Source organism: Asticcacaulis solisilvae (genome assembly GCF_052327315.1).
GTDB classification, from domain to species: Bacteria; Pseudomonadota; Alphaproteobacteria; order Caulobacterales; family Caulobacteraceae; genus Asticcacaulis; species Asticcacaulis solisilvae_B.
Map to the genome: position 1 here is coordinate 667,906 of NZ_CP166196.1, position 21,844 is coordinate 689,749.

The 21,844-nt window shown below is 63.3% G+C and carries 21 protein-coding genes and 1 tRNA gene; 16 read left to right on the top strand and 6 right to left on the bottom strand.

Features of this window, described 5'->3' with window-relative positions:
- Window positions 1–69 precede the first annotated feature (69 nt).
- Window positions 70–1,638: a tryptophan halogenase family protein gene (locus AB8717_RS03035; RefSeq protein WP_443749559.1), complete on the top strand. Its 1,569-nt coding sequence runs from the start codon at window positions 70–72 to the stop codon at window positions 1,636–1,638.
- A complete protein-coding gene (locus tag AB8717_RS03040; protein ID WP_443749560.1) occupies window positions 1,638–3,140 on the top strand; it encodes a tryptophan halogenase family protein in 1,503 nt (500 codons plus the stop codon). Before AB8717_RS03035 ends, AB8717_RS03040 begins: the two co-directional genes overlap by 1 nt.
- Here AB8717_RS03040 and AB8717_RS03045 read toward each other — a convergent pair.
- The gene (locus tag AB8717_RS03045; protein ID WP_443749561.1) at window positions 3,137–3,997 is read right to left on the bottom strand and encodes a tetratricopeptide repeat protein; all 861 of its coding nucleotides are present in this window, start codon (window positions 3,995–3,997) and stop codon (window positions 3,137–3,139) included. The genes AB8717_RS03040 and AB8717_RS03045 overlap by 4 nt on opposite strands.
- A 167-nt stretch (window positions 3,998–4,164) precedes the next feature.
- On the opposite strand from AB8717_RS03045, the gene AB8717_RS03050 reads away from it, so the two are divergent.
- From AB8717_RS03050 to AB8717_RS03070, 5 genes are all read left to right on the top strand, one after another.
- Entirely contained in the window at window positions 4,165–4,674 is a 510-nt protein-coding gene (locus tag AB8717_RS03050; protein ID WP_443749562.1) for a hypothetical protein, read from the top strand.
- An 11-nt stretch (window positions 4,675–4,685) separates the two neighbouring features.
- On the top strand, window positions 4,686–5,651 hold the full coding sequence (locus tag AB8717_RS03055; RefSeq protein ID WP_443749563.1) for an SIMPL domain-containing protein: 966 nt from the start codon (window positions 4,686–4,688) through the stop codon (window positions 5,649–5,651).
- A gap of 63 nt (window positions 5,652–5,714) precedes the next feature.
- Window positions 5,715–6,875: a patatin-like phospholipase family protein gene (locus AB8717_RS03060; RefSeq protein ID WP_443749564.1), complete on the top strand. Its 1,161-nt coding sequence runs from the start codon at window positions 5,715–5,717 to the stop codon at window positions 6,873–6,875.
- A 132-nt stretch (window positions 6,876–7,007) separates the two neighbouring features.
- A complete protein-coding gene (locus AB8717_RS03065) occupies window positions 7,008–7,940 on the top strand; it encodes a tetratricopeptide repeat protein (RefSeq protein WP_443749565.1) in 933 nt (310 codons plus the stop codon).
- Window positions 7,941–8,027: 87 nt separating this feature from the next.
- A tRNA-Val gene (locus AB8717_RS03070) sits at window positions 8,028–8,102 on the top strand.
- A gap of 449 nt (window positions 8,103–8,551) precedes the next feature.
- Here the strand turns inward: AB8717_RS03070 and AB8717_RS03075 are convergent.
- Entirely contained in the window at window positions 8,552–8,908 is a 357-nt protein-coding gene (locus AB8717_RS03075; RefSeq protein WP_443750843.1) for a response regulator, read from the bottom strand.
- A gap of 121 nt (window positions 8,909–9,029) precedes the next feature.
- Here AB8717_RS03075 and AB8717_RS03080 point away from each other — a divergent pair, with 121 nt between their 5' ends.
- Window positions 9,030–9,923 carry an N-formylglutamate amidohydrolase gene (locus AB8717_RS03080; protein ID WP_443749566.1) on the top strand — a complete coding sequence of 298 codons (894 nt, stop codon included), beginning with the start codon at window positions 9,030–9,032 and terminating at the stop codon, window positions 9,921–9,923.
- Window positions 9,924–10,132: 209 nt separating this feature from the next.
- Here the strand turns inward: AB8717_RS03080 and AB8717_RS03085 are convergent, their stop codons facing one another.
- A complete protein-coding gene (locus AB8717_RS03085) occupies window positions 10,133–10,942 on the bottom strand; it encodes a DUF599 domain-containing protein (protein ID WP_443749567.1) in 810 nt (269 codons plus the stop codon).
- 203 nt (window positions 10,943–11,145) lie between these two features.
- Here AB8717_RS03085 and ppa point away from each other — a divergent pair, with 203 nt between their 5' ends.
- Together ppa and AB8717_RS03095 are read left to right on the top strand one after the other, a co-directional pair.
- Window positions 11,146–11,682 carry an inorganic diphosphatase gene (gene ppa, locus AB8717_RS03090; protein WP_443749568.1) on the top strand — a complete coding sequence of 179 codons (537 nt, stop codon included), beginning with the start codon at window positions 11,146–11,148 and terminating at the stop codon, window positions 11,680–11,682.
- 574 nt (window positions 11,683–12,256) lie between these two features.
- Window positions 12,257–12,391 (top strand): hypothetical protein, encoded by a 135-nt coding sequence (locus AB8717_RS03095; protein ID WP_443749569.1) that lies wholly within the window; start codon window positions 12,257–12,259, stop codon window positions 12,389–12,391.
- Window positions 12,392–12,472: 81 nt separating this feature from the next.
- Here the strand turns inward: AB8717_RS03095 and AB8717_RS03100 are convergent, their stop codons facing one another.
- Both AB8717_RS03100 and AB8717_RS03105 read right to left on the bottom strand, forming a co-directional pair.
- Window positions 12,473–12,664, bottom strand: a complete 192-nt coding sequence (locus tag AB8717_RS03100) for a YegP family protein (RefSeq protein WP_443749570.1) — start codon at window positions 12,662–12,664, stop codon at window positions 12,473–12,475.
- A 122-nt stretch (window positions 12,665–12,786) separates the two neighbouring features.
- Complete coding sequence (locus AB8717_RS03105; RefSeq protein WP_443749571.1) at window positions 12,787–13,152, bottom strand: DUF983 domain-containing protein; 366 nt, start codon at window positions 13,150–13,152, stop codon at window positions 12,787–12,789.
- Window positions 13,153–13,362: 210 nt separating this feature from the next.
- Here AB8717_RS03105 and AB8717_RS03110 point away from each other — a divergent pair, with 210 nt between their 5' ends.
- From AB8717_RS03110 to metH, 6 genes are all read left to right on the top strand, one after another.
- On the top strand, window positions 13,363–14,310 hold the full coding sequence (locus AB8717_RS03110) for an ArsR/SmtB family transcription factor (protein WP_443749572.1): 948 nt from the start codon (window positions 13,363–13,365) through the stop codon (window positions 14,308–14,310).
- Between the two features lie 9 nt (window positions 14,311–14,319).
- Window positions 14,320–15,234 (top strand): methylenetetrahydrofolate reductase [NAD(P)H], encoded by a 915-nt coding sequence (gene metF, locus AB8717_RS03115; protein WP_443749573.1) that lies wholly within the window; start codon window positions 14,320–14,322, stop codon window positions 15,232–15,234.
- Window positions 15,231–16,076, top strand: coding sequence for a subclass B3 metallo-beta-lactamase (gene bla, locus AB8717_RS03120; RefSeq protein ID WP_443749574.1), 846 nt, complete (start codon window positions 15,231–15,233; stop codon window positions 16,074–16,076). The genes metF and bla overlap by 4 nt, the downstream gene beginning before the upstream one ends.
- Complete coding sequence (locus AB8717_RS03125; RefSeq protein ID WP_443749575.1) at window positions 16,073–17,140, top strand: homocysteine S-methyltransferase family protein; 1,068 nt, start codon at window positions 16,073–16,075, stop codon at window positions 17,138–17,140. Before bla ends, AB8717_RS03125 begins: the two co-directional genes overlap by 4 nt.
- A 71-nt stretch (window positions 17,141–17,211) precedes the next feature.
- Entirely contained in the window at window positions 17,212–18,201 is a 990-nt protein-coding gene (locus tag AB8717_RS03130) for a D-alanine--D-alanine ligase family protein (protein WP_443749576.1), read from the top strand.
- The gene (metH, locus tag AB8717_RS03135) at window positions 18,198–20,843 is read left to right on the top strand and encodes a methionine synthase (protein WP_443749577.1); all 2,646 of its coding nucleotides are present in this window, start codon (window positions 18,198–18,200) and stop codon (window positions 20,841–20,843) included. Before AB8717_RS03130 ends, metH begins: the two co-directional genes overlap by 4 nt.
- Window positions 20,844–21,068: 225 nt before the next feature.
- Here the strand turns inward: metH and AB8717_RS03140 are convergent, their stop codons facing one another.
- The gene (locus AB8717_RS03140) at window positions 21,069–21,833 is read right to left on the bottom strand and encodes a hypothetical protein (RefSeq protein WP_443749578.1); all 765 of its coding nucleotides are present in this window, start codon (window positions 21,831–21,833) and stop codon (window positions 21,069–21,071) included.
- Window positions 21,834–21,844 lie beyond the last annotated feature (11 nt).

Here is a 21,844-nt window from a genome sequence, read left to right on the forward strand (position 1 = left end):
AGGCGTCGTTACGAATTTGGACTCGTTCTCTCAAACTCCCTTCCGGCACCTGTCCGGAAGGGATTTTTTATGAGAGATACTCATAATCGCCTGAGACAGGCCGCCGGAACATACGCCATGCAGGACCCCATTCGCAGGATCATCATTGCCGGCGGCGGCACGGCTGGATGGATGTCGGCGGCCGCCCTGGTCACGGGCATCCCGCGTGACGTTGAAATCCTGCTCATCGAATCCGAGGATATCGGCACGATCGGGGTCGGCGAAGCCACCATCCCGACCATGCGCGTCTTCAACCAGCATATCGGTATCGACGAGGCGGAATTCATCCGCGCCACCGTGGCGACCTTCAAGCTGGGCATCGAATTCGCCGACTGGGGCCATGTTGGAAACCGCTATTTCCATGGTTTCGGCGACTTCGGCGCGATGCACGAGGGCCTGAAGCCGCACCAGATGTGGCGCCGGCTGAAGGCGGCCGGCGATACGGGTTCGCTGGAGGACTACTGCCTGGCGACACAGCTGGCCTATGCCGGGCGGTTCTTTCCGCCCAATCCCGATCCGCGCTCGCCGATGCACGACTATTCCTACGCCTTCCATTTCGACGCGTCGCTCTATGCCCGCTTCCTGCGCGGCCATTGCGAAGCGCGCGGCGTGCACCGGCGCAATGCGAAGATCACAGGCGTCAATCTCAATGCCGAAACCGGATTTATCGAGAGCCTGACGCTGGACGACGGCAGCGTGGAGGCGGCCGATTTCTTTGTCGATTGCACGGGCTTCCGCGCCCTGCTGATCGGCGGCGCCCTGGGCCAGGGCTATACCGACTGGTCGCACTGGCTGCCGGTCGACAGCGCCTGGGCGGTGCCGTCGGCCTCTTCCGGCAAGCTTGCACCCTATACGCAGTCGATGGCGCGGGACGCCGGCTGGCAGTGGCGCATCCCGTTGCAGCACCGCACCGGCAATGGTCACGTCTATGCTTCGGCCCTGATGCAGGACGAGGCCGCGCGCGACATCCTGCTTGGGAATCTCGATGGCGAGCCGCTCAAGGATCCGATGCTGATCCGCTTCAGGACCGGGCACCGCAACCGCTTCTGGGACAAGAACTGCATCTGCGTCGGCCTGTCGTCGGGCTTCCTCGAGCCGCTGGAGTCGACCTCGATCAATTTCATCCAGCTCGGCATCATCCGGTTGCTGGAACTGTTCCCGTCGCGGGCCTGCCAAGCGCCGCTCATCGACGAATACAATATGCGCACACTGGAATCGTACGAACGCGTACGCGACTTCATCATCCTGCACTACCACCTCAACAGCCGTGATGACGCCGAGCTGTGGCGCCACGCGGCGGCGATGGCCGTGCCCGACGACCTGGCCAACAAGATGCAGCTCTATCGCTTGCGCGGCGAGGTCGTGACGCGGCAGTTCGATCATTTCGCCGAGCCGAGCTGGATTTCGATCTATAACGGCCAGGGGCTGGTGCCGGACATGTACGATCCGCTGGCCGACCGCATCCCGCTCGATGCCCTGCGCGCCCTGATGCAGCAACGCCGCGACACGATCCGTGGCGTGGCGGCCAGGCTGCCGTCGCACGCCGACTTCATCGCCCAGCACTGCGCGTCGCCCAACTTCATGAAGGTGTCGGCCTGATGCAGAAGCCGCTTGGCCGCATCGTCATCGTCGGCGGCGGCAGCGCCGGCTGGATGACAGCCGCCGCGCTCGGCCGCTTCCTGCGCGCCAGCCCGACGAAGGTCGTGCTCGTCGAATCGGACGAGATCGGCACGATCGGCGTCGGCGAGGCCAGCCTGACCCTGCTTGGCCTGTTCAACCAGCTGATCGGCATCGACGAGCGCGATTTCGTCACCAGGACCAGGGCGACCTTCAAGCTGGGCATCGAATTCGTCGACTGGGCGCGCAAGGGCAACCGCTACTTCCACCCGTTCAGCCAGTACGGGCAGACCTTCGACGTCTGCGACTTCCATCACCACTGGCTGAAGGCCAGGGCGGCGGGCGCCGGCGGCGACCTTGAAGACTATAATCTCAACAGCGTGCTGGCGCGGCAGAACCGCTTCAACATGCGCGGGACCGATCCGTCGTCGCCGATGTCGGGCGTGGCGCATGGCTACCATTTCGACGCCGGCCTCTATGCCGCCTATTTGCGCAGCCACGCCGAAAGGCACGGCGTCACGCGTATAGAAGGCAAAATTATCAATGTGCGGCAGGATGCCGGCACGGGCTTCGTTACAGCGGTCGAACTGGCTGACGGGCAGGCGGTCGAGGGTGATTTCTTCGTCGACTGCTCCGGCTTCCGGGCCTTGCTGATCGAGGAGACGCTGAAGGCCGGTTATCACGACTGGACCGGGCTTCTGCCGTGCGACCGGGCGGTAGCCGTGGCGAGCGAACGTACCGGCCCATTAACGCCGTATACGCGGTCGACGGCGCGCGATGCCGGCTGGCAGTGGCGGATTCCGCTGCAGCACCGTACGGGCAACGGCTATGTCTATTCCAGCGTCCACATCGGCGACGACGAAGCGGCGGCGACCCTGCTGGCCAATCTCGATGGCGAGGCGCTGGCCGACCCGCGCGTCATCCGGTTCCGCACCGGCCGCCGGGCCCAGGCCTGGAGCAAAAATGTCGTGGCGATCGGGTTGTCGGCGGGATTCCTGGAGCCGCTGGAGTCCACGGCGATCCACCTGGTGCAGAAGGGCGTGACCAAGCTGCTGAAATCCATGCCGGACATGGATTTCGCGCCGCAACTGCGTGATGAATTCAACCGCCAGACGGCCTTCGACTACGAGGACGTCCGCGATTTCCTGGTCATGCACTACAAGCTGACCGAGCGCGAGGACACGGACTTCTGGCGCTATAACCGCAACAACACCGTGTCGCAATCGCTTCAGGATCGCCTTGACCTGTTTGCTGCGACGGGCCGCGTCTTCATCAACGAGCATGAACTGTTCAAGCTGCCGAGCTGGCTGGCGGTCATGATCGGGCAGGGGCTGCGGCCTGCCGCCTACGATCCCATGGCCGACGCTCTGTCGACGCCTGACGTGGTGCGCGCGCTCGACATGATGCGCGACATGATCGCGAAGGCGGCCGCGCAGCAGCCGAGCCATGCAGAGTTTATCGCGCGGTATAGCCCGGCGGCCTAGGCAGGGACGAAGGTCGCCAGCCGGTCCTGGATGTCGCGCAACTGCTTGGGCGTCCAATCCTGTTCAAGGGTTTCCAGCTTGCGCATGGCCTGGCGCCGGCCCTTGCGCGCCGCCAGGGCGTACCAGCAGTAGGCCAGTTCGCGGCTGGCCACCTCGCCCGTATTGTCGAGATGGTTGTCGCCGACGCGTTCCAGCGCCTCCGGGTCGCCGATCAGGGCCGCCTGCCGCACCAGCCTGGCCGCGGTGACCGGGTCCGGCCTGGGCTTGAGGCCGTTGAGATAAAGGTCGGCCAACAGCTTCATCGAGGCCGCGTGGCCCATGTCCGCGGCGCGTTCGAGGTACATGGCCGCCGTGTCGTAGTCGGTGGCGCAGCCAAGTCCATAGCGGTACTGGTAGCCGGCATAGGCGCAGCCATTGATGTCGCCAGCCGCGGCATTGGCTTCGTTGACCGCCAGGGCGGCGCGATAGGCGCGGTCGGCATATTTCGAGAATTTCGGATAGGTGTGGCCGAAATTGCAGATCTCGGCCAGCTTCAGGGCGGCATAGCCGTCGCCCTGCCGCGCCATGCCGTACCAGATGGTGAAGGCGCGGTTGAGATAGTAGTGGATCAGGTGCGGCTTGTCCGGTGCGCCGCCCGTGCCCTTTTCCAGCATCTCGGCGCAGGCCATGCAGGCCTTGGGGTCGCCGGCCTTGGCCTTCCGGCGTGTGCGCTGGTAGGTGTTGAGCGGCCGCGATTTCAGGCGGCGATGCGTAAGCTCCGCGACCATGTTCCAGACGAGCAGCACCAGCGCCACGGCCAGGGCGATAAACAGGCCGAGCGGCAGGAACAGCGAAGACGAGGTCAGGTCGTTGAGCATGGGGTGAACAGCGGATTGGGAGCCCTGCCACCAGCCTATCAGCTCTCTGAAACTTCGCAATTTCAGGAATATTGGGTGACGATGCCGGAAACCCGATTGCATTCTTACGAATTGGCAGAAACGGTTTCTGCGGCTATGGTGTGGTCATATTCCGGGGGGAGGGGACAATGAAAGCCTTAAAAATATCCGGCCTTGCCGTCGCAGGTGCGCTTATGCTGCCTGTCCTGTTGCTGTCGGCCTGCATCACGCTGACGCCCGACGGGCAACGCACGATCTGCGAAGTGATCGAAAGGGCGCTGACCGTGCCTGAGGCGACGCTTGAAGCCAGTCCGGCGCCGCGCGACCGCTACGCCGCCGTCATCGCCCTGCGCTATGGCCTCAACGGCGCGCCGCACGACGAAGCCCGCGCCAGCGCCATCATGGCCCCCCTGACCGAGCCGCACAGCCGGATGATGTCGTACTGGGTGGCGGGCACCAAGAAGACGCCCGGGCACATGAGCTTCATGAACATTACCACCTACGACATCAATCCCGGCCAGGTCCATGTGGTGGAAAACTGCCTGACCCTGCTTACCGGCGAGGGCGAGCCTTCGCCGGCCGCGCTGGACGGCGGCGTATGCGGCGGCGCCGACAATTACCGCCACCTCAAGGACCTCTGGACCAGGGCCGCTCACTAAGGAGACTATCCATGCCCCGTCATCGTCTCGCCGCCGGCGCGCTTGCCCTGCTGACCCTTGTCTCCGATGCCGCCATGGCGCGTCCGGCGCGTCCGCCCGCAGGGGCGACACCGGCCGTCATGACAAGCGATAGTAACGGCTGGACCATGTACCCGCCGGGCACCAGTGCGGCATACGACAAGGCCCCGTGGTGGATGAACCAAAGCGTCATCACCCAGACCGGCTATGTTTACGCCGAACTGCCGGCCAACCGCGCGCAGTTTTCGGCCACCTTCCTGGCGGTCGACGACACGGTCGAAAAGGCTCAGGCCAAGGCGATCCAGCAGACCAAGGCGCTGCAACAGGCGCTGGAAAAACTCGGCAGGGACGCCGTCCGCGTCAATACCGGCTTCTCGATGCGCGCCCTCTATGAACAATACCGCGACAAGAGCGGCACACGGGTCGAGGACCAGCGCGGCGACAAGATCACCGGTTACCAGGTCTCGCTGAACATTACGCTGGAAATCCGCGACATGGCCGCGCTGGAAAAGGCCTATGCCCTGGTGCTGGCGGCTTCGCCGACCCAGACCAACCCCATCTATTTCAGCCTTGAGCCGACCAACGAGATCAATACCTGGCTGTACAGCAAGGCCGTGGCGGACGCGCACGAACGGGCCGCCAACGCCGTCACCGCGGCCGGCGGCCAACTGGGCGCCATCAAGGTCATCGATCCCACGGGCCGCGCCTGCAAGACGGATATCCTGGCGCGCAATGCGCCGGACCTGGGCGAAAGCATGCAGGCCAACGAAGTCGTCGTGACCGGCATGCGCAGGTCCATGGCGCCACCGATGGCCGCTCCGCCGCCGCCCCCGGCTCCGGCGGAGGCCATGGCGGACGTCGGCGTGCTGGAAGCCCGGGCGCTGGCCAATCCGTTCATCCAGACCCCGCCCTTGCAAAGGCTGACGGAGACGGCCTGCGTGGTCTACGGCGTGAACTGAGCCTTGCAATCGCCATGGTGCGGCGCAATATAACGGCAGCCGGGTTTCCGACGGAGGATATCCATGTCGTTCGAACGCGCCGCTGAGGCCCCTGGGCAACCGTTTGTCCTTCCCTATGACCAGACCGTCCTGGTGTTGCAGGGGGGCGGCGCCTTGGGGTCTTACCAGGCGGGAGTCTATGAGGTCCTGCACGCCCAGGGCATCCGGCCCGACTGGATCGCCGGCATTTCGATCGGCGCCATCAATTCGGCGATCATGGCGGGCAATGCGCCCGAAGACCGCGTCGAGCGCCTGAAATCCTTCTGGAGGACTGTCGGGCTGCACATTCCGGGCGAGGACTTTGCCGGCCGCACGACCTTCAGCGATGTGACCTATCGCTCGCTGGGGTCCAGCGTGGCGGCGTCGGCCGGCGTGCCGGGCTTCTTCCGGCCCTGGTTCATGGCGCCGTGGTTCTATCCGGCGGGCCAGGTCGAAGCGACCAGCTTCTACGATACCTCGCCCCTGCGCCAGACCCTGCTCGACCACGTCGACTTCGACCGCATCAATGCCGGGGCGACCCGGCTGAGCCTGGGCGCGGTCAATATCCGCACCGGCAACTTCGTCTATTTCGATAATACCGAAATTACGATCGGGCCCGAGCACGTCATGGCCAGCGGCGCGCTTCCGCCGGGGTTTCCCGCCGTGGTGATCGACGGCGAGCCCTACTGGGACGGCGGCCTGGTGTCGAATACGCCGCTCAGCTACGTACTGGACCAGGGCGTGGCACGGGATACCCTGGTCTTCCAGATCGACCTGTTCAGCGCCGTGGGGCCGGAGCCGCAGACCATGGACGAGGTCGAGGAGCGCCGCAAGGACATCACCTACTCGTCGCGCACGCGCATGAATACCGACGCCTTTCTGGAAAAGTACCGCCTGCGCACCCTCATCCGCAACCTGGCCGAAAACGTGCCGGAGGATGTGCGCAAGCGTATCCTGGGCGATGCCTATTCCGACGATACCTTCAAGGGCCGCGTCAGCCTGGTCCACCTGATCAACCGCGCCAACCGTCAGGAAATCCAGTCCAAGGACTTCGACTTCTGGCGCGTGTCGGTCGAGCAGCACTGGCAGGACGGCATGAAGGATGCGGCCGTGGCGATGCAGGCCGAAAGCTGGCGCACGCTCAGTGATCCGGAAACGGGGCTGGCCGTATACGACTACATCCGGCCGGACAAAGTGACTGTTTGAGCGGGAAAAATCTGGCAGGGACGCAACAGCTGACAAAAAACGGTTGTGGCGGCGTCGATAATTCTTTGACACCTCTTTAAAAGGCTGCAGGCATGATTAGGTCTGCGTCGCGAGGGATTGCGGAGACGGCGAATGGGACGGGCAGGGCTGACGGGTCTGGCGGGCGTGATGCTGGCGCTGGTCTTAAGTGCGGGGATGGCGGCAGCGGGCGATACGGCGCCGCGTGAACGGCCGGCTGCCAGCGATCAGAACATTCCGGCGGAAACCGGCGACATGGCGGCCTTGAGCAAGGCGGCCAATGCCGGCGATGCGGCGGCGCAGCTCAGGCTCGGCGACGACTACTATTACGGCAACGGTGTCGCCCAGGATTTCAACGCCGCCTTCCAGTGGTATTCGAAGTCGGCGGCCCAGGGTAATGTCACGGCGGAAACCCTGCTGGGCGTCATGTACGCCAAGGGGTTGGGCACCCCGAAGGACTTCGGCAAGGCCATGGAATGGACGCGCAAGGCGGCGGATGCCGGCGGCGTCGAGGCCATGTACAATATCGGCGCGGCCTACGATAACGGCCTGGGCGTCGAACGCGACCTCAAGACGGCCTTTGCCTGGTACAGGAAGTCGGCCGAGGGCGGTTATGAAGGCGCACAGTTCAATATCGGCAACATGTACGAGATCGGCGAAGGCGTCGACAAGGATATCGGCCAGGCGGTCGTTTGGTACCAAAAGGCGGCCGACCAGGGCTATCCGCCGGCGGAATTCAACCTGGGCCGGCTCTACCTGCATGGCGACGGCGTGCCGGCCGATCCGGCGAAAGGCCGGGCCCTGATCGAAAAGGCGGCGCGCGCCGGCCTGCCCCTGGCTCAGCTCAACATGGCCGAATTCGCCTATAACGGCGACGGCGAGGCGGTCGACAAGGTCAAGGCCTATGCCTGGGCGCTGCTGGCGGCCGATGCCGGCGATCCGGACGCCCGCGATCTGCTGCAGAAGATGGATACGGGCCACGAGCTCAATGACGACCAGCAGAAGCAGGCTTCGGACCTGGCCGACAAGCTGTCGCAGCCGGAATGACGTTTTTTGGCTTTTCCCCGAAAAAAGCGCATCCGGGCGCTTGCTAAGCCGGAAGGCCTTGGCTATACACCGGGCCTCCTTGGAGATGGGCGCATAGCTCAGCGGGAGAGCACTACCTTGACATGGTAGGGGTCACAGGTTCAATCCCTGTTGCGCCCACCATCTCCATCCTAAAAAGCGCCCCTTAGCGGGCGCTTTTTTATTGGCCGTCTGGACCTCCGGAGTCTGTTAAATCCACCGCATCCCCCCTTCCGTCATCCGCCGCTTGTCGCGGCGGCTGCCACCTTCCCCGGCCTCGGCGGCAGCCAAAACGGGGAAGGAAGGGAGTTTAATTGGTTTAATTCCTTCCCTGCGGAGCGGGGAAGGTGGCTCCCCGAAAGCCTTGGCGAAGGGGAGACGGAAGGGGCAATCTTCAGTTGCCGCAAACATGAAGGCTTCAGTTTTAGCATAAAAAAGCCCCAGCGTTTCCACGCGGGGCTTTTCGTATTCGGATGCTGGCAGCTTACGCCGCGATCAGACGTTCGGCCTTGGTCACGATCTCGCGCAGTGCGCTCAACGAGCGAAGCGTTAGCGCAACTAAAAAGCATTTGCGCGCAACGTACGCCTAAGTATCAGGCCGCGATCAGGCGTTCGACCTCGGTCACGATTTCGCGCAAATGCACCGGCTTTTCGAGGACCTTGGCGTTCGGCGAGGCTTTCTGGGCGTTGAGCGCCACGGCGGCGAAGCCCGTGATGAACATGATCTTCAGTTCCGGCTGGATCTCGGCGGCGCGCTTGGCCACTTCGATGCCGTCGGCGCCGGGCATGACGATGTCGGTCAGCAGCAGGTCGTACGGGCCGTCGTCGAGCGCCAAGATCGCCGTGTCGCCGTCCGGGCAGCTGACGACTTCGTAGCCGGCGCGTTGCAGGGCGCGCGACAGGAAGCTGCGGACGCTGTCTTCATCTTCGGCGAGCAGGATCTTTTTCATGTCACTCATCAAGGGCTTTCCCTAACTTTTATCCCGCGATGCCGGGCTGTAAAGGCATCTTGGTCAAACAGCGTAAATTTGGGATGAATACGTGGCAGCAATGTCCTACTAAAAGGCTAAGATGAGTCCTGCCGTCCCCACCCCCTGGCATCTTGTGCACACCCCGGAAAAAGGGCTGGATATCGTGCGCCCGCAAGGGGCGGCGTCGGCGGTGGTGTACAGCCTGCCGCACTCGGGGCGGTATTATCCTGACAGCTTCATTGCCGAGGCGCGCCAGTCGGGAAGGGGCCTGCGCGCCAGCGAGGACGCCTTTGTCGACGACATGGTCGGGCTGTCGCCGGAGCTGGGCGTGTTCGGCGTGGCCTGCCGCTATGCCCGCGCCTTCTGCGACGTCAACCGCAATCCGCTGGAGCTCGATGCGCGGCTGATCCGGGGCGAACTGCCCAAGGCCGCCCTGTCGCTCAGCGCACGCGTCAAGGCCGGTTTCGGCGTGGTGGCGCGCCGCATCGCCGCCGACCAGGACATCTACCGCCAGCCGCTCGACATGGAAGAGGTCGAGCGCCGCATCGACCTGGTCCACCGGCCCTATCACTGGACGTTGCTGAGGCTGATCCGCGAGGCAGCGGAAGCCGGCCAGCCCGTGCGCCTGATCGACTGGCATTCGATGCCGTCGTCGTCGCTGGGACAGATCCAGGGCGCCAAGCCGGACATCATCCTGGGGAATCTGCACGGCGAAAGCTGTTCCGAGGCCCTGACGCGCAAGGTGAAGGGACTGTTGGAAAAGGAAGGCCTGCGCGTCGGGCTCAACCGCCCATTCGCCGGCGGCTACATCGTCGAACACTACGGCCGGCCTGCGGGGCTGTCCGTCAGCGGCGCGACGGTGCGTGTCGAGGCGCTGCAGATCGAGATCAACCGCGCCATCTACATGGACGAGGCGACCCTGGAGCCACACAGTGGACTCAAGGAGCTCAAGGCCGTTTTCCGGATGCTGACCAACGCGCTGATCGCGGGATGATCCGTAATTGCGGGCAAAAAAAAGCCGCGCTGATCCAGCGCGGCTAAGTCTACAGGGAGGAAACGCCCAGGAAGGGCATCGATGCCGAAGCACCGAACATCCTCAAAATAGTTTGCGGCGCAAAATAAAGCAAGATGAAATTGTAATTCATCCGATCACGTATCGTTACAAGGCGCAGGCTGGATAGTGTTTTTTCCGTGACAGCCGATTTATGCCGCGTCATCTCTCTTTTGCGATGCAGCATTTTTCACGAACGGATTGTGGTTCTCATGCAGGGGCCGCGTCGGCGTGGGGTAGGGATGCTCTTCCAGCAGTTCGCGCAGCTGGCGCAGGCCGCGCGCCGCCTTCGAGCGCGACTGGCGCCAGCCGAGCAGGACGATGGCGCCGACGCTGGCGGTGATCAGGTACAGCGGGCCGAACAGCCAGGCGGCCGCGGCGATCGAGAAGTAGTAGCCGCGCACGCCTTGCGAAAAGTTCGACATGGCGGGTTCGATAATGCTGGTCAGCGCGTCGCCGAACTTTCTGGCGGTATTGTCGTCCATATATTCCGGCAGCGAGCCCATGGCGGCGGCGCAATAGTTCATCTGGCGAATGCCCCAGATGAAGTTCAGCAGGCCGCGGGTCAGGCAGATGACGACCAGGGCCAGCTTGATCTGGAAGAGCAGGGGCGACGACACGTCGAAACCCAGCGCTTCGACCGACTTCAGCGGCGGATGGCTCGAAAACAGCACGCCGGCCACCGCGGCGATAAGGATCAGGTTGGCGGACGAGAAGTGGGTCGCCGAATTGACGGCGTGGGCCATCAGGTTCGAATCGAACAGCTTGAGCTCGCGCACCGTCATTTCCCGCATCCAGGCCTGGCGGACGATGCTGAGGTCCTTGGTGATGAGGCCGGATTTCTTGGAAATCTTCTGCAGGAACGGCTCATAGCCCAGCCAGCAGAAGGTGAAGACGACAAGGCCCGCCGTATCGACCGGATTGTGTTCGGCGGCGTGGACAAGGGCGGTCAGGAAAGTCATGGACAATTGTGTACCTGTGGGAACGGCATAGGCCGGGCAGTCGAAACAACCCGATGGCGTGCACTGCGCCCTTTTTATCGTGTCAGGGCTGAATGTGTAGAGTGAAAATACTTTTTGTATTTTCTTCGCTTGTGCGAAAGACCGCGGACGCTTATGAAGGCGCCATCTTGCACTGAACCATCTATTATCGATCCAAGAAACATATGAATATCGACAAGATTTCCGTTGGCCCCAACGCTCCGTGGGACGTCCACGCCATTATCGAGATTCCGCAGGGCGGCATGCCCGTGAAGTACGAGATGGACAAGGACTCGGGCGCGCTGTTCGTCGACCGCTTCCTCTACACCTCGATGTTTTATCCGGGTAACTACGGCTTCATTCCGCACACGCTGGCCGATGACGGCGATCCCTGCGACGTGATGGTCGTCGGCCCGACCCCGGTCTATCCGGGCGTGGTCATCCGCGTCCGCCCGATCGGCGCCCTGGTCATGGAAGACGAAGCCGGCCGCGACGAAAAGATCCTGGCCGTGCCGGTCGACAAGCTGCACCCCTTCTACACGAACGTGGCCAGCTATCGTCAGATGCCGCAGATCTTCATCGAACAGGTCACGCACTTCTTCGCGCACTACAAGGACCTGGAAAAGGGCAAGGACACCAAGGTCATCGGCTGGGTCGAGCCCGAGGCCGCCGCCCAGATCATCCGCGAAGGCCAGGAACGCCTGGCCCAGAAGGTCGGCTAAGCCTTCCCCTCGCGTTTGCCATTCAGCGCCCATCCGGTCCTCCGGATGGGCGTTTTGCGTTTCAGGGCGCCCGTCAAGTCTTTCATAAGATTGCAAAAAACCGGACATATGGTAGCGCTTCCACGGTTTTCCACAGATCACGCATTAATTTCCCATATCTTGAAATATTGTCGATTTTGGTAGCGGTATCACGCAAAATTTGTGCTATTTTTATGGAATCTTGATTATATTTTGCGCGCTGGATCAAGAAAGCCATGTATTACAATGTCATGACACCGGTGGCCGCTCAAAGTGGTAAAACTGTATAGTCTGGCCTTTTTGCAATCATTTGCATATATAGACGCTCAATTGAGTACCCCTTGCGTTGAGTACTCCGGTCGCGCCTGTGTGTTTGTCGTGCCGGATTCCGTAGTTTTTTCGTATTCACCTTTCCATGTCCAAGAAGAAAATGATGGCTGATTCCTCCCCGAATGTAGCCTCGCGTCTTTATGCTTTGGCAGTAGCCCGGGATACTGCCAACCTTGTTGACGCCGACGCTGCACTGGCGCTGGCACGCGCTTCCACGCGGACCCTGATGGCCTTGTCGCCCCAGGCCGCCCAGCTGATGCGCGCCTATGCCCAGGAAGAGATCGACCGCCTGTCGATGGAATGCACCGAAGAGTCGGTGGGCTCCATCGCCCTGATCCGCGACGCGGTTCAGATGGGCTGATCCCTTCCAGTCAAAAAAAGAAAAGCGGCCCTCGCAAGAGAGCCGCTTTTTTTGTGCGAAATCGGGCGCGAAATTGAAGTGTCAGGCGTCGGCGGTCAGGGTCGTGTCTTCGACCTCGGCGGCCGGCCCGTTCTTCTTGATCGATTCGATGGCGTTCCGGGCCGAAGCCTTCGAGCTGTAGCCCTCGGTCCAGAAGATGCTTTCGCCGTTGTAGGTGAAGTACGCAACGAACTCGCCCGCCTTGTTCTTGCGGATTTCAAACTTGTGAGCCATGACTAACCTCCCGTTTAGCGATGTCGGAACATCGCGGCCAAGCAAAGATCTTAGTGCTGAAAAGCAACGGGAGAATGCGCCTGACGGGCGACAAGTCAAATGACGGTTTCGCGAAATCGGCGTTAACGCACGGCCTTGAGGTTCAGATACCAGAGCAGGCTGAGGAAGGCGCCCTTGACGAAGGGCAGCAGGACCAGGGTCAGCACCGCCATCGACATCACCATGGTCGGCAGCACGACTTCGAGCGGATAGGTGTAGAAGATGTGCAGCAGGAAGGCCGGGGCGATGACCAGATGGCCGACCAGCAGCATGGTGACATAGGCGGGGCCGTCGTCGCACGGATAGAGGCTTAGCGGCGTTTCGCAGGCCGGGCAGGCATCGACGATCTTGAGATATCCGCGGAAAGCCGAAGCCTTGCCGCAGCAAGGGCACTTGCGGCGCATGCCGCGCCCGAGCGCTGTAGTGAGACTGACGCCTTCACGGGCCATGGAGCTGTCCTTGCCAGAAATCATGGCCACTATATAGGTGTCTGTAAATCTGTCACCATGCGGCGGCATGACGCAGGGTGTCCGGCAAATTTGCGGCCCCAAAGCCCGGGCAGTGTAAATGTTTCGGCCCTCCTCGTTTACGGCAAGGCCGGATATTCTCTCATAAACAAATGTCTTGCCAATCATATAAAGATATCTTTATATGATTATATGGAAACCGTTCCCGCTGATTTCGATGGACTTCTCGACGCCCTGCGCGCGGCTGGTGAGCCGACGCGCCTGCGTCTGCTGCGCCTTCTGGCGCGTGAGGAGCTGTCGGTCATGGAGCTGGTGTCGATCCTCGACCAGAGCCAGCCGCGCATCTCGCGCCACCTGAAGCTGATGAGCGAGGCCGGGCTGATCGAACGCTTCCCTGACGGCGCCTGGGTCTTCTACCGCCTGTCGGCCGATCCGTCGGTGCGCCCGCTGGTCGACGCCATCCTGAAGCTGCTGGGCGACGCTCTGCCGACCGATCTGGCCGCGCTCGACGCCGTGCGTCAGTCGCGCCGCCGTTCGGCCGAGGGCTATTTCGAAACCATCGCGCCCAAGTGGGACGAGATCCGCAGCCACTACGTCTCGGAACACGATGTCGAGGCGGCCATTCAGAAGGCCCTGGGCGACGCGCCCTATCGTCATCTGGTCGACCTTGGCACGGGGTCCGGCCGCATGCTCGAAGTGCTGGCCGGCCGCGCCGAGACGGCCATCGGGCTCGACCTGTCGCAGCACATGCTGAATGTCGCCCGCGCCAAGGTGTTCGACGCGGGCCTGAAGACCGCCGACCTGCGCCACGGCGACATTTACGATACGCGCTTGCCGGCGGCCTCTGCCGATCTGGTCATCGTCCACCAGGTGCTGCACTTCCTCAGCGATCCTGCGCGCGCCGTCGCCGAAGCCGGGCGTCTGCTCGAGACGTCCGGCCGCCTGCTGATCGTCGATTTCGCGCACCATGATCTCGAAATCATGCGCGAGCAGTACCAGCACCGCCGCCTCGGCATGCTCGACGAAGACATGGCGGCCTGGCTCGACGCTGCCGGCCTCAAGCTTAAATCGTCGCTCAGCCTGCCGCCCAAAACAGAGACCGGACTGACCGTCCGCATCTGGCTCGCCACCAAATCCTAAGATTCGACCATGACGCCCGTAATCAGCAAGACCCCGCACCTGGCCCCCATCGCCCGTTCGCTGGCCGAAGGCGGCCGCGACGTGCGTATCTCCTTTGAATTCTTTCCGCCGAAGACGGAGGAGATGGAAGCGACCCTGTGGACGTCGATCAAACGCCTGGCACCGCTCAGCCCAAGCTTCGTGTCGGTGACCTATGGCGCCGGCGGCTCGACGCGCGAACGCACCCACCGCACCGTCAAGCGCATCCTCGACGAAACCAAGCTCAAGCCCGCCGCGCACCTGACCTGCGTCGAGGCGTCGCGCGACGAGGTCGACGAGGTCATACAGGCCTATTGGGACGCCGGCGTGCGCCATATCGTGGCCCTGCGCGGCGATCCGCCTTCGGGTTTCGGCGACTATACGCCGCGCAACGACGGCTATCATAACGCCACCGAACTGACCCAGGCCATCAAGCGCATCGGCGATTTCGAGGTCAGCGTCGGCGTCTATCCGGAAAAGCACCCGCAGTCGCCGTCGCTCGACTTCGACCTCGACGTCCTGCGGCAAAAGGTCGATGCCGGGGCCACGCGCGGCATCAGCCAGTTCTTCTTCGAGGCCGAGACCTTCCTGCGCTACCGCGACGCGGTCGCCGACGCGGGCATCAAGATCGAGCTGACCCCCGGCATCATGCCGGTGACCAATTTCAAGGGCCTGCGCCGCATGGCCGCCGCCTGCGAGGCCGCCATTCCAGGCTGGCTGGAAGAGCTGTTCGCCGGGCTCGACGACGACGCCGATACGCGCAAGCTCCTGGCCTCGGCCGTGGCGGTCGAATTATGTCTGGAACTGGAGCGCGAAGGCGTCAAAGATTTCCATTTCTACACACTGAACAGGGCTGACCTGGTCTATGCTATCTGCCGCATTCTGGGAGTAAAGGAAGCGGCATGATAACCATTCTGGCGGCGGCTTTGCTGTTGGCCTCCAATACGAAGCTCGCGGTACCGGCGACCGATATCGACAGTCCGCATGCGCCGTACCGGATCAGTGAAAACATCTACTCTGTCGGTACCCAGGGCATCGGCGTCTACCTGGTCGAGACCGACCAGGGGCTGATCGTCATCGATTCCGGCACGAAGGACGGCGTCCGGCTGGTCGAAGCCAATATCCAGACGCTGGGCTTCAAGCTTAAGGACGTGCGCTATCTGCTGGAAACGCAGGCCCTGCGCGACCATGTCGGCGGCATGGCGCAGCTGAAGAAGGATACGGGGGCGCAGTTCATCGCCAGCGGCGGCGACCGCTACGGCCTGGAAAACGGCGTCCACGTCGGCGAGAACCATGATGGCCCGGGGACGTTCGCGCCGGTCGCCGTCGACCGCGTGCTCAATGACGGCGACGCAAAAGTCAAGCTGGGCGGGGTGACGCTGACGGCGGTGTTCACGCCCGGCCATACGCGCGGCGACACGACCTGGACGATGGACTCGAAGATCGCCGGCAAAAAGGTGCGTGTGGTCTTCTTCGGATCGGCCTCGGTCGCCGGCAATGTCCTTGTCGGCAACAACGCCTATCCTCATATAGTCGAGGACTACCAGAAGACCTTCGCCACCCTGAAGACCCTGAAGGCCGACGTGCTTCTGGCCGGCCAGCCCGAAGCCGCCGGCATGGAAGCCAAGTACCAAAACCTGCAGGCAGGCAAGGCCGACGCCTTTGTCGACCCGAAAGCCCTGCCGGCATTGGCCGCGAAGTCGGAATCCGACTTCTACGCCGCCCTGACCCTGGAGCAGACCCGATGACCACCCGTGCCGACCGTATCGCCCTGCTGAAGGCTGCAGCGAAGGAGCGCATCCTGATCCTCGACGGATCGTGGGGCGTGATGATCCAGCGCCGCGGCCTCGACGAGGACGATTTCCGGGGCACGCGCTTTACGCATCATGGCGTCCAGCTCAAGGGCAATAACGATATCCTGTGCCTGACACGGCCGGACATCATCGCCGACCTGCACGACCAGTATTTCGGCGCCGGCGCCGATATTTCCGAGACCAACACCTTCTCGGCGACGACGATCGCCCAGGACGACTACAAGCTGGATGCCCAGGCCGTCTGGGACATCAATCTCGAAGGCGCCAGGCTGGCCCGCGCCGCCGCCGACCGCTGGACGGAAAAGGAACCGTCGAAGCCGCGCTTCGCCGCCGGCTCGATCGGGCCGCTCAACAAGATGCTCTCCATGTCGTCGGACGTGAACGATCCCGGCGCGCGTTCGGTGACCTTCGACGAAGTCTACGAAGCCTATCGCCAGCAGATCAGGGCGCTCAACGAAGGCGGCGTCGACCTCTACCTGATCGAGACCATTACCGACACGCTGAACTGCAAGGCGGCGATCAAGGCCATCATGGACCTGGAAGACGAAGGCCTGGAGCATCTGCCGATCTGGATTTCGGGCACGATCACCGACCGGTCGGGCCGCACCCTGTCGGGCCAGACGGCGGAAGCCTTCTGGAACTCTGTCAAGCACGCCAAGCCGTTCGCCATCGGCTTCAACTGCGCGCTCGGCGCCGACCTGATGCGTCCGCATATCGCCGAAATGGCGCGCATCGCCGACTGCCTGGTCGCGGCCTATCCCAATGCCGGCCTGCCCAACGCCATGGGCCAGTACGACGAGCAGCCGCACGAGACGGCGCACGAGTTGCACGAATGGGCGAAGGACGGCATCGTCAACATCCTCGGCGGCTGCTGCGGCACGACGCCGGACCATATCCAGCACGTCGCCGACGAGGTGAGGGGGGTGGCGCCGCGGGCGATTCCCGATCGTCCGAAGGCTTTGCGCCTGGCCGGGCTGGAACCGTTTGAACTGAGCTGAGAAAAAGCCTTCCCCCGTTTCCCGGCCTGTTCTAAACACCGCGCTATAGATTTAGCGCGGCCGGAGTCTCCATGCGCACGACCATCCTTTTCGGCGGCCTGAGCCGCGAACGCCTTGTCTCCGTCGCCTCGGCCCAGGCTGTGGCCGATGCCTTGCCGGACGCCGACCTGTGGTTCTGGGCGGCCGATGGCAGCGTGCGCGAGACGACGCGTGAGGCATTGCACGGTCACACCAAACCGTTCGAGGTCGAATTCGCCGCCGATGGCGCGCGTCTCGGCACGATCGATCAGGCGATGGACCGGGCGGCGGCCGAGGACCGCGTGCTGGTCCTGGCGCTGCACGGCGGGTCGGCCGAGAACGGCGAGTTCCAGGTCCTGGCCGAAATGCGCGGCGTGCCCTTCACCGGTTCGGGTTCGGCGGCGTCGCACCTGGCCTTCGACAAGACGGCGGCCAAGCTGTTCGCACGCATCGCCGGCGTGGGATCGCCCGCCACCGTGGCGCTCGACGACATCGAGGAGGCCTTTGCCGAGCATGGCAAGCTGGTGGCCAAGCCCTCGCAGGACGGGTCGAGCTTCGGGCTGATCTTCGTCAACTCGTCGCAGGACATCGCCGCCGTGCGCCGCGAATCCGCGACCATGCCTTACGTCATCGAGCCCTTCATCACCGGCCCGGAAGCGACCTGCGGCGTGCTGGAACAGGCCGACGGCACATTGATCGCCCTGCCGCCGGTCGAGATCATTCCGGCGACCGGCGCCTTCGACTACAACAGCAAGTACATTGCCGCCGCCACGCAGGAAATCTGCCCGGCGCGCTTCGCCCCCGAAATCAACGCCGAACTGCAGCGCCTGGCGATCGCGGCCCACAAGGCGCTGTCGTGCCGCGGCTATTCGCGTTCGGACTTTATCGTTTCGGACAAGGGCCCGGTCTATCTCGAAACCAACACCCTGCCGGGCCTGACCAAGGCCTCGCTATACCCGAAGTCGCTGAAGGCCGAAGGCCTCGACTTCATCGAATTCCTGAACGGCCAGATCGATCTGGCCGTCAAAAGAGCAGGCAAGTGACCCCTACCTTTATCAATATCGGCGAACGCACCAATGTCACGGGCTCGGCCAAGTTCCGCAAGCTGATCGTCGAGGGCAACTACCCCGAGGCCTTGAGCGTGGCGCGCCAGCAGGTCGAGGCCGGCGCGCAGGTCATCGACATCAATATGGATGAAGGCCTGCTCGATTCCGTCCAGGCCATGCGCACCTATCTGAATCTGCTGGCGGCGGAACCCGATATCGCGCGCGTGCCGGTGATGATCGACTCGTCGAAATGGGAGGTCATCGAGGCCGGGCTGAAGTGCGTCCAGGGCAAGGCGATCGTCAATTCGATATCGATGAAGGAGGGCGAGGACACCTTTCGCCACCACGCCCGTGAATGCCTGAAATACGGCGCCGCCGTCGTCGTCATGGCCTTCGACGAGGTCGGCCAGGCCGATACCGCCGCCCGCAAGGTCGAGATATGCACGCGCGCCTATAAGATCCTGGTCGATGAGGTCGGCTTTCCGCCCGAGGACATCATCTTCGATCCGAACATCTTCGCCGTGGCGACGGGCATCGAGGAGCACGACAACTACGCCGTCGACTTCATCGAAGGCACGCGCGCGATCAAGAAGGCTCTGCCGTTCGCCCGCGTGTCGGGCGGCGTGTCGAACGTGTCGTTCAGCTTCCGCGGCAACGAGCCGGTGCGCCGGGCCATCCACTCCGTCTTTTTGTATTACGCCATCCAGGCGGGCATGGACATGGGCATCGTCAATGCCGGCGATCTGCCGGTCTATGACGATATCGATGCCGAGCTGCGCCAGGCGGTCGAGGACGTTATCCTCAACCGGCCCCAGCGTCACAATGTGTCGAATACCGAATACCTGGTCGACCTGGCGCCCAGGTACAAGGGCGAAAAGGGGCAGGTCCAGGTGGCCAACCTGGCGTGGCGCGAAGGCAGCGTCGAGGACCGTCTGAAGCACGCCCTGGTCCATGGCATTACCGAATTCATCGACGCCGACACGGAAGAAGCGCGCAAGGCTGCGGCGCGTCCGCTGCACGTCATCGAAGGCCCCTTGATGGCCGGGATGAACGTCGTCGGCGACCTGTTCGGTTCGGGCAAGATGTTCCTGCCGCAGGTCGTCAAATCCGCCCGCGTCATGAAGCAGTCCGTCGCCTACCTCATGCCCTTCATGGAGGCCGAGAAGGACGGCGGCGAGCACAAGGCCGCCGGCAAGGTGCTGATGGCGACCGTCAAAGGCGACGTCCACGATATCGGCAAGAACATCGTCGGCGTCGTGCTCCAGTGCAACAATTACGAGGTCATCGACCTGGGCGTCATGGTGCCGGCCGACCGCATCCTTGAGGAAGCGAAGAAGCACAAGGTCGACATGATCGGCCTGTCGGGCCTGATCACGCCGTCGCTCGACGAGATGGTCTTCGTGGCGCGCGAAATGCAGCGCCAGGGCTTCGATATTCCGCTGCTGATCGGCGGGGCGACGACATCGAAGACGCATACGGCGGTCAAGATAGAGCCGGGCTATGCCAACAATCAGGTCGTCTATGTGCTGGATGCCAGCCGCGCCGTCGGCGTGGTGTCGAACCTGTTGTCCGAAACCGAACGCGACACCTTCGTCGAGGCGACCAAGGCGGATTACGACCGCGTGCGGGCGGCCTACGGCAAGGGCAATTCGCAGCCGCGATCAACCCTGGCTGAGGCGCGCGGCAACCGCTACCGGATCGACTTCGCCGCCGAGCCGCCTGTTCGTCCGGCCTTCCTGGGGTTGAAGACCTTCTCGCCCTATGATCTCGACGACCTGGCGGCCCATATCGACTGGACGCCGTTCTTCGCGACCTGGGAGCTGGCGGGGCGGTTCCCGGCCATCCTGGAAGACGACATCGTCGGCGAAGCGGCGCGCGGGCTCTATGCCGATGCGCAGGCCATGCTGAAGCGCATCCTCGATGAAAAGTGGTTCGAGGCGCGCGGCGTCGTCGGCTTCTGGCCGGCCAACGCCAATGACGACGACGATATCGAAGTGTACGCGGACGAGACGCGGTCGCAGAGCATCGCCACCTTCCATACCCTGCGCCAGCAGATGAAGAAGGCGCGTGCCGACCAGGCCAATCTGGCGCTGTCGGACTTCATCGCGCCGAAGGGCACGCCCGACTGGATCGGCGGTTTTGCCGTTACCGCCGGCCACGGCGAGATGGAAATAGCGCGTCAGTTCAAGGAAAAGGGCGACGATTACAACGCCATCCTGGCGACGGCCCTGGCCGACCGCCTGGCCGAAGCCTTTGCCGAAGCGCTGCATAAGCGCGTGCGCCGCGAACTGTGGGGCTATGCGGCGGACGAAGATCTCGATCTCGATGGCCTGATCGGGGAGAAGTACAAGGGCATCCGCCCGGCGCCGGGCTATCCTGCCCAGCCTGACCATACGGAAAAGTGGGCGCTGTTCGATCTGCTGGACGCGCGGTCGCGGACGGGGATGGAACTGACGGAGTCGTTGGCCATGACGCCGCCGGCGTCCGTGTCGGGGCTCTATTTCGCGCATCCCAAGGCGCACTATTTCGGCGTCGGCAAGATCGAGAAGGACCAGGTCGAGGACTATGCCCGCCGCAAGGGCTGGACGGTCGAGGAGGCCGAGCGGTGGTTAAGTCCGATTCTCAACTACATTCCGTAGTTTTGTACCTCCCCGTCGCGAAGCGATGGGGAGGGGGACCGCCCGTAGCGTTAGCGAAGGGTGGTGGTGGGGTTTCTTGCTTACTTTTTCAGGTGCTTCGGAGCAAAAGAAGCAAGAAACCCCACCACCACATCTCCTTCACCATTGCTTCCGCAATGGTTCAGTCGTGCGGTCGGCACGGGCCGCCCCGCCCTCCCCATTTTCTACGAAAACGGGGAGGTATAATTACTTGCCGTCCGACGAACTCGAAGACGAAGAACTCGCCCCTGACTGCGCCTGCGGCAGGTCCTGCGCCTGGCGGGCGCGCTTGGCCAGCGTATTCGTCGTAATCGGGCCGTCGGAGTCCACCGGCGCCTTGTCGGCCGTCAGCTTGGGCTTGGGCAGTTCGTTGTAATTGTGCGGGCCGCCGGAATTGAGCGCGGCCTCGATCGCCTTGGCCTCGTCGTCCGTCGCCATTTCACCGAACAGGTTGGGGTGGCCCGACAGGCGCACGGCCGCGTGTTCGCATTCGCCCGGCAATTGCCAGGTGTCGTAGGCATAGGCGGCCTGTTTCATGTCCGCCTTGCGCACCTCGGCCCAGCCGTCATAGCCCGCCTGACGGGCCTTGTCGGCCTGGGCGTGGCCGTCCTCGGTCTTGCCCTTGCCCGACAGGGTCAGGGCAGCCTCATAGGCGCGCAGGTACGAGCGGCCAATGGCCTGAATGCTGTCGTCGACCGGCTCCAGCGGGGCGATCTGCTCGGCCAGCTCCATGTCACCCGACAGCACGCCATGGCACCAGGCCACGCGCTGATAGTCGTCGGCCGGCGCGTCCTGGATGGTCGGAATGTGCAGCCCGGTTTCTTCGTCGACCTGCGACGGTGTCGCCGGAGCGGCTGCGGCGGGCTTGGCCTTTGCCTTGTGACGGGACGTCTTCGCGTCGCCGGCGGCGGCGAAGCTCAGGGCGGCCACGCAGGCGCCGAGGATCAGGACGGTCGGGGTCGAAAGGCGCAAGGGAAACTCCG

Excerpts from the sequence above, each read along its gene's own strand:
- AB8717_RS03060 (WP_443749564.1), top strand. The coding sequence starts at position 5,715 with ATGTCGTTCGAACGCGCCGCTGAGGCCCCTGGGCAACCGTTTGTCCTT.
- ppa (WP_443749568.1), top strand. The coding sequence starts at position 11,146 with ATGAATATCGACAAGATTTCCGTTGGCCCCAACGCTCCGTGGGACGTC.
- AB8717_RS03105 (WP_443749571.1), bottom strand. The coding sequence starts at position 13,152 with ATGGCCCGTGAAGGCGTCAGTCTCACTACAGCGCTCGGGCGCGGCATG.
- AB8717_RS03040 (WP_443749560.1), top strand. The coding sequence starts at position 1,638 with ATGCAGAAGCCGCTTGGCCGCATCGTCATCGTCGGCGGCGGCAGCGCC.
- AB8717_RS03075 (WP_443750843.1), bottom strand. The coding sequence starts at position 8,908 with ATGAAAAAGATCCTGCTCGCCGAAGATGAAGACAGCGTCCGCAGCTTC.
- AB8717_RS03095 (WP_443749569.1), top strand. The coding sequence starts at position 12,257 with ATGGCCTTGTCGCCCCAGGCCGCCCAGCTGATGCGCGCCTATGCCCAG.
- AB8717_RS03055 (WP_443749563.1), top strand. The coding sequence starts at position 4,686 with ATGCCCCGTCATCGTCTCGCCGCCGGCGCGCTTGCCCTGCTGACCCTT.
- AB8717_RS03035 (WP_443749559.1), top strand. The coding sequence starts at position 70 with ATGAGAGATACTCATAATCGCCTGAGACAGGCCGCCGGAACATACGCC.
- AB8717_RS03125 (WP_443749575.1), top strand. The coding sequence starts at position 16,073 with ATGACCACCCGTGCCGACCGTATCGCCCTGCTGAAGGCTGCAGCGAAG.
- metF (WP_443749573.1), top strand. The coding sequence starts at position 14,320 with ATGACGCCCGTAATCAGCAAGACCCCGCACCTGGCCCCCATCGCCCGT.
- bla (WP_443749574.1), top strand. The coding sequence starts at position 15,231 with ATGATAACCATTCTGGCGGCGGCTTTGCTGTTGGCCTCCAATACGAAG.
- AB8717_RS03050 (WP_443749562.1), top strand. The coding sequence starts at position 4,165 with ATGAAAGCCTTAAAAATATCCGGCCTTGCCGTCGCAGGTGCGCTTATG.
- AB8717_RS03045 (WP_443749561.1), bottom strand. The coding sequence starts at position 3,997 with ATGCTCAACGACCTGACCTCGTCTTCGCTGTTCCTGCCGCTCGGCCTG.
- AB8717_RS03130 (WP_443749576.1), top strand. The coding sequence starts at position 17,212 with ATGCGCACGACCATCCTTTTCGGCGGCCTGAGCCGCGAACGCCTTGTC.
- AB8717_RS03110 (WP_443749572.1), top strand. The coding sequence starts at position 13,363 with ATGGAAACCGTTCCCGCTGATTTCGATGGACTTCTCGACGCCCTGCGC.
- AB8717_RS03085 (WP_443749567.1), bottom strand. The coding sequence starts at position 10,942 with ATGACTTTCCTGACCGCCCTTGTCCACGCCGCCGAACACAATCCGGTC.
- AB8717_RS03100 (WP_443749570.1), bottom strand. The coding sequence starts at position 12,664 with ATGGCTCACAAGTTTGAAATCCGCAAGAACAAGGCGGGCGAGTTCGTT.
- AB8717_RS03065 (WP_443749565.1), top strand. The coding sequence starts at position 7,008 with ATGGGACGGGCAGGGCTGACGGGTCTGGCGGGCGTGATGCTGGCGCTG.
- AB8717_RS03080 (WP_443749566.1), top strand. The coding sequence starts at position 9,030 with ATGAGTCCTGCCGTCCCCACCCCCTGGCATCTTGTGCACACCCCGGAA.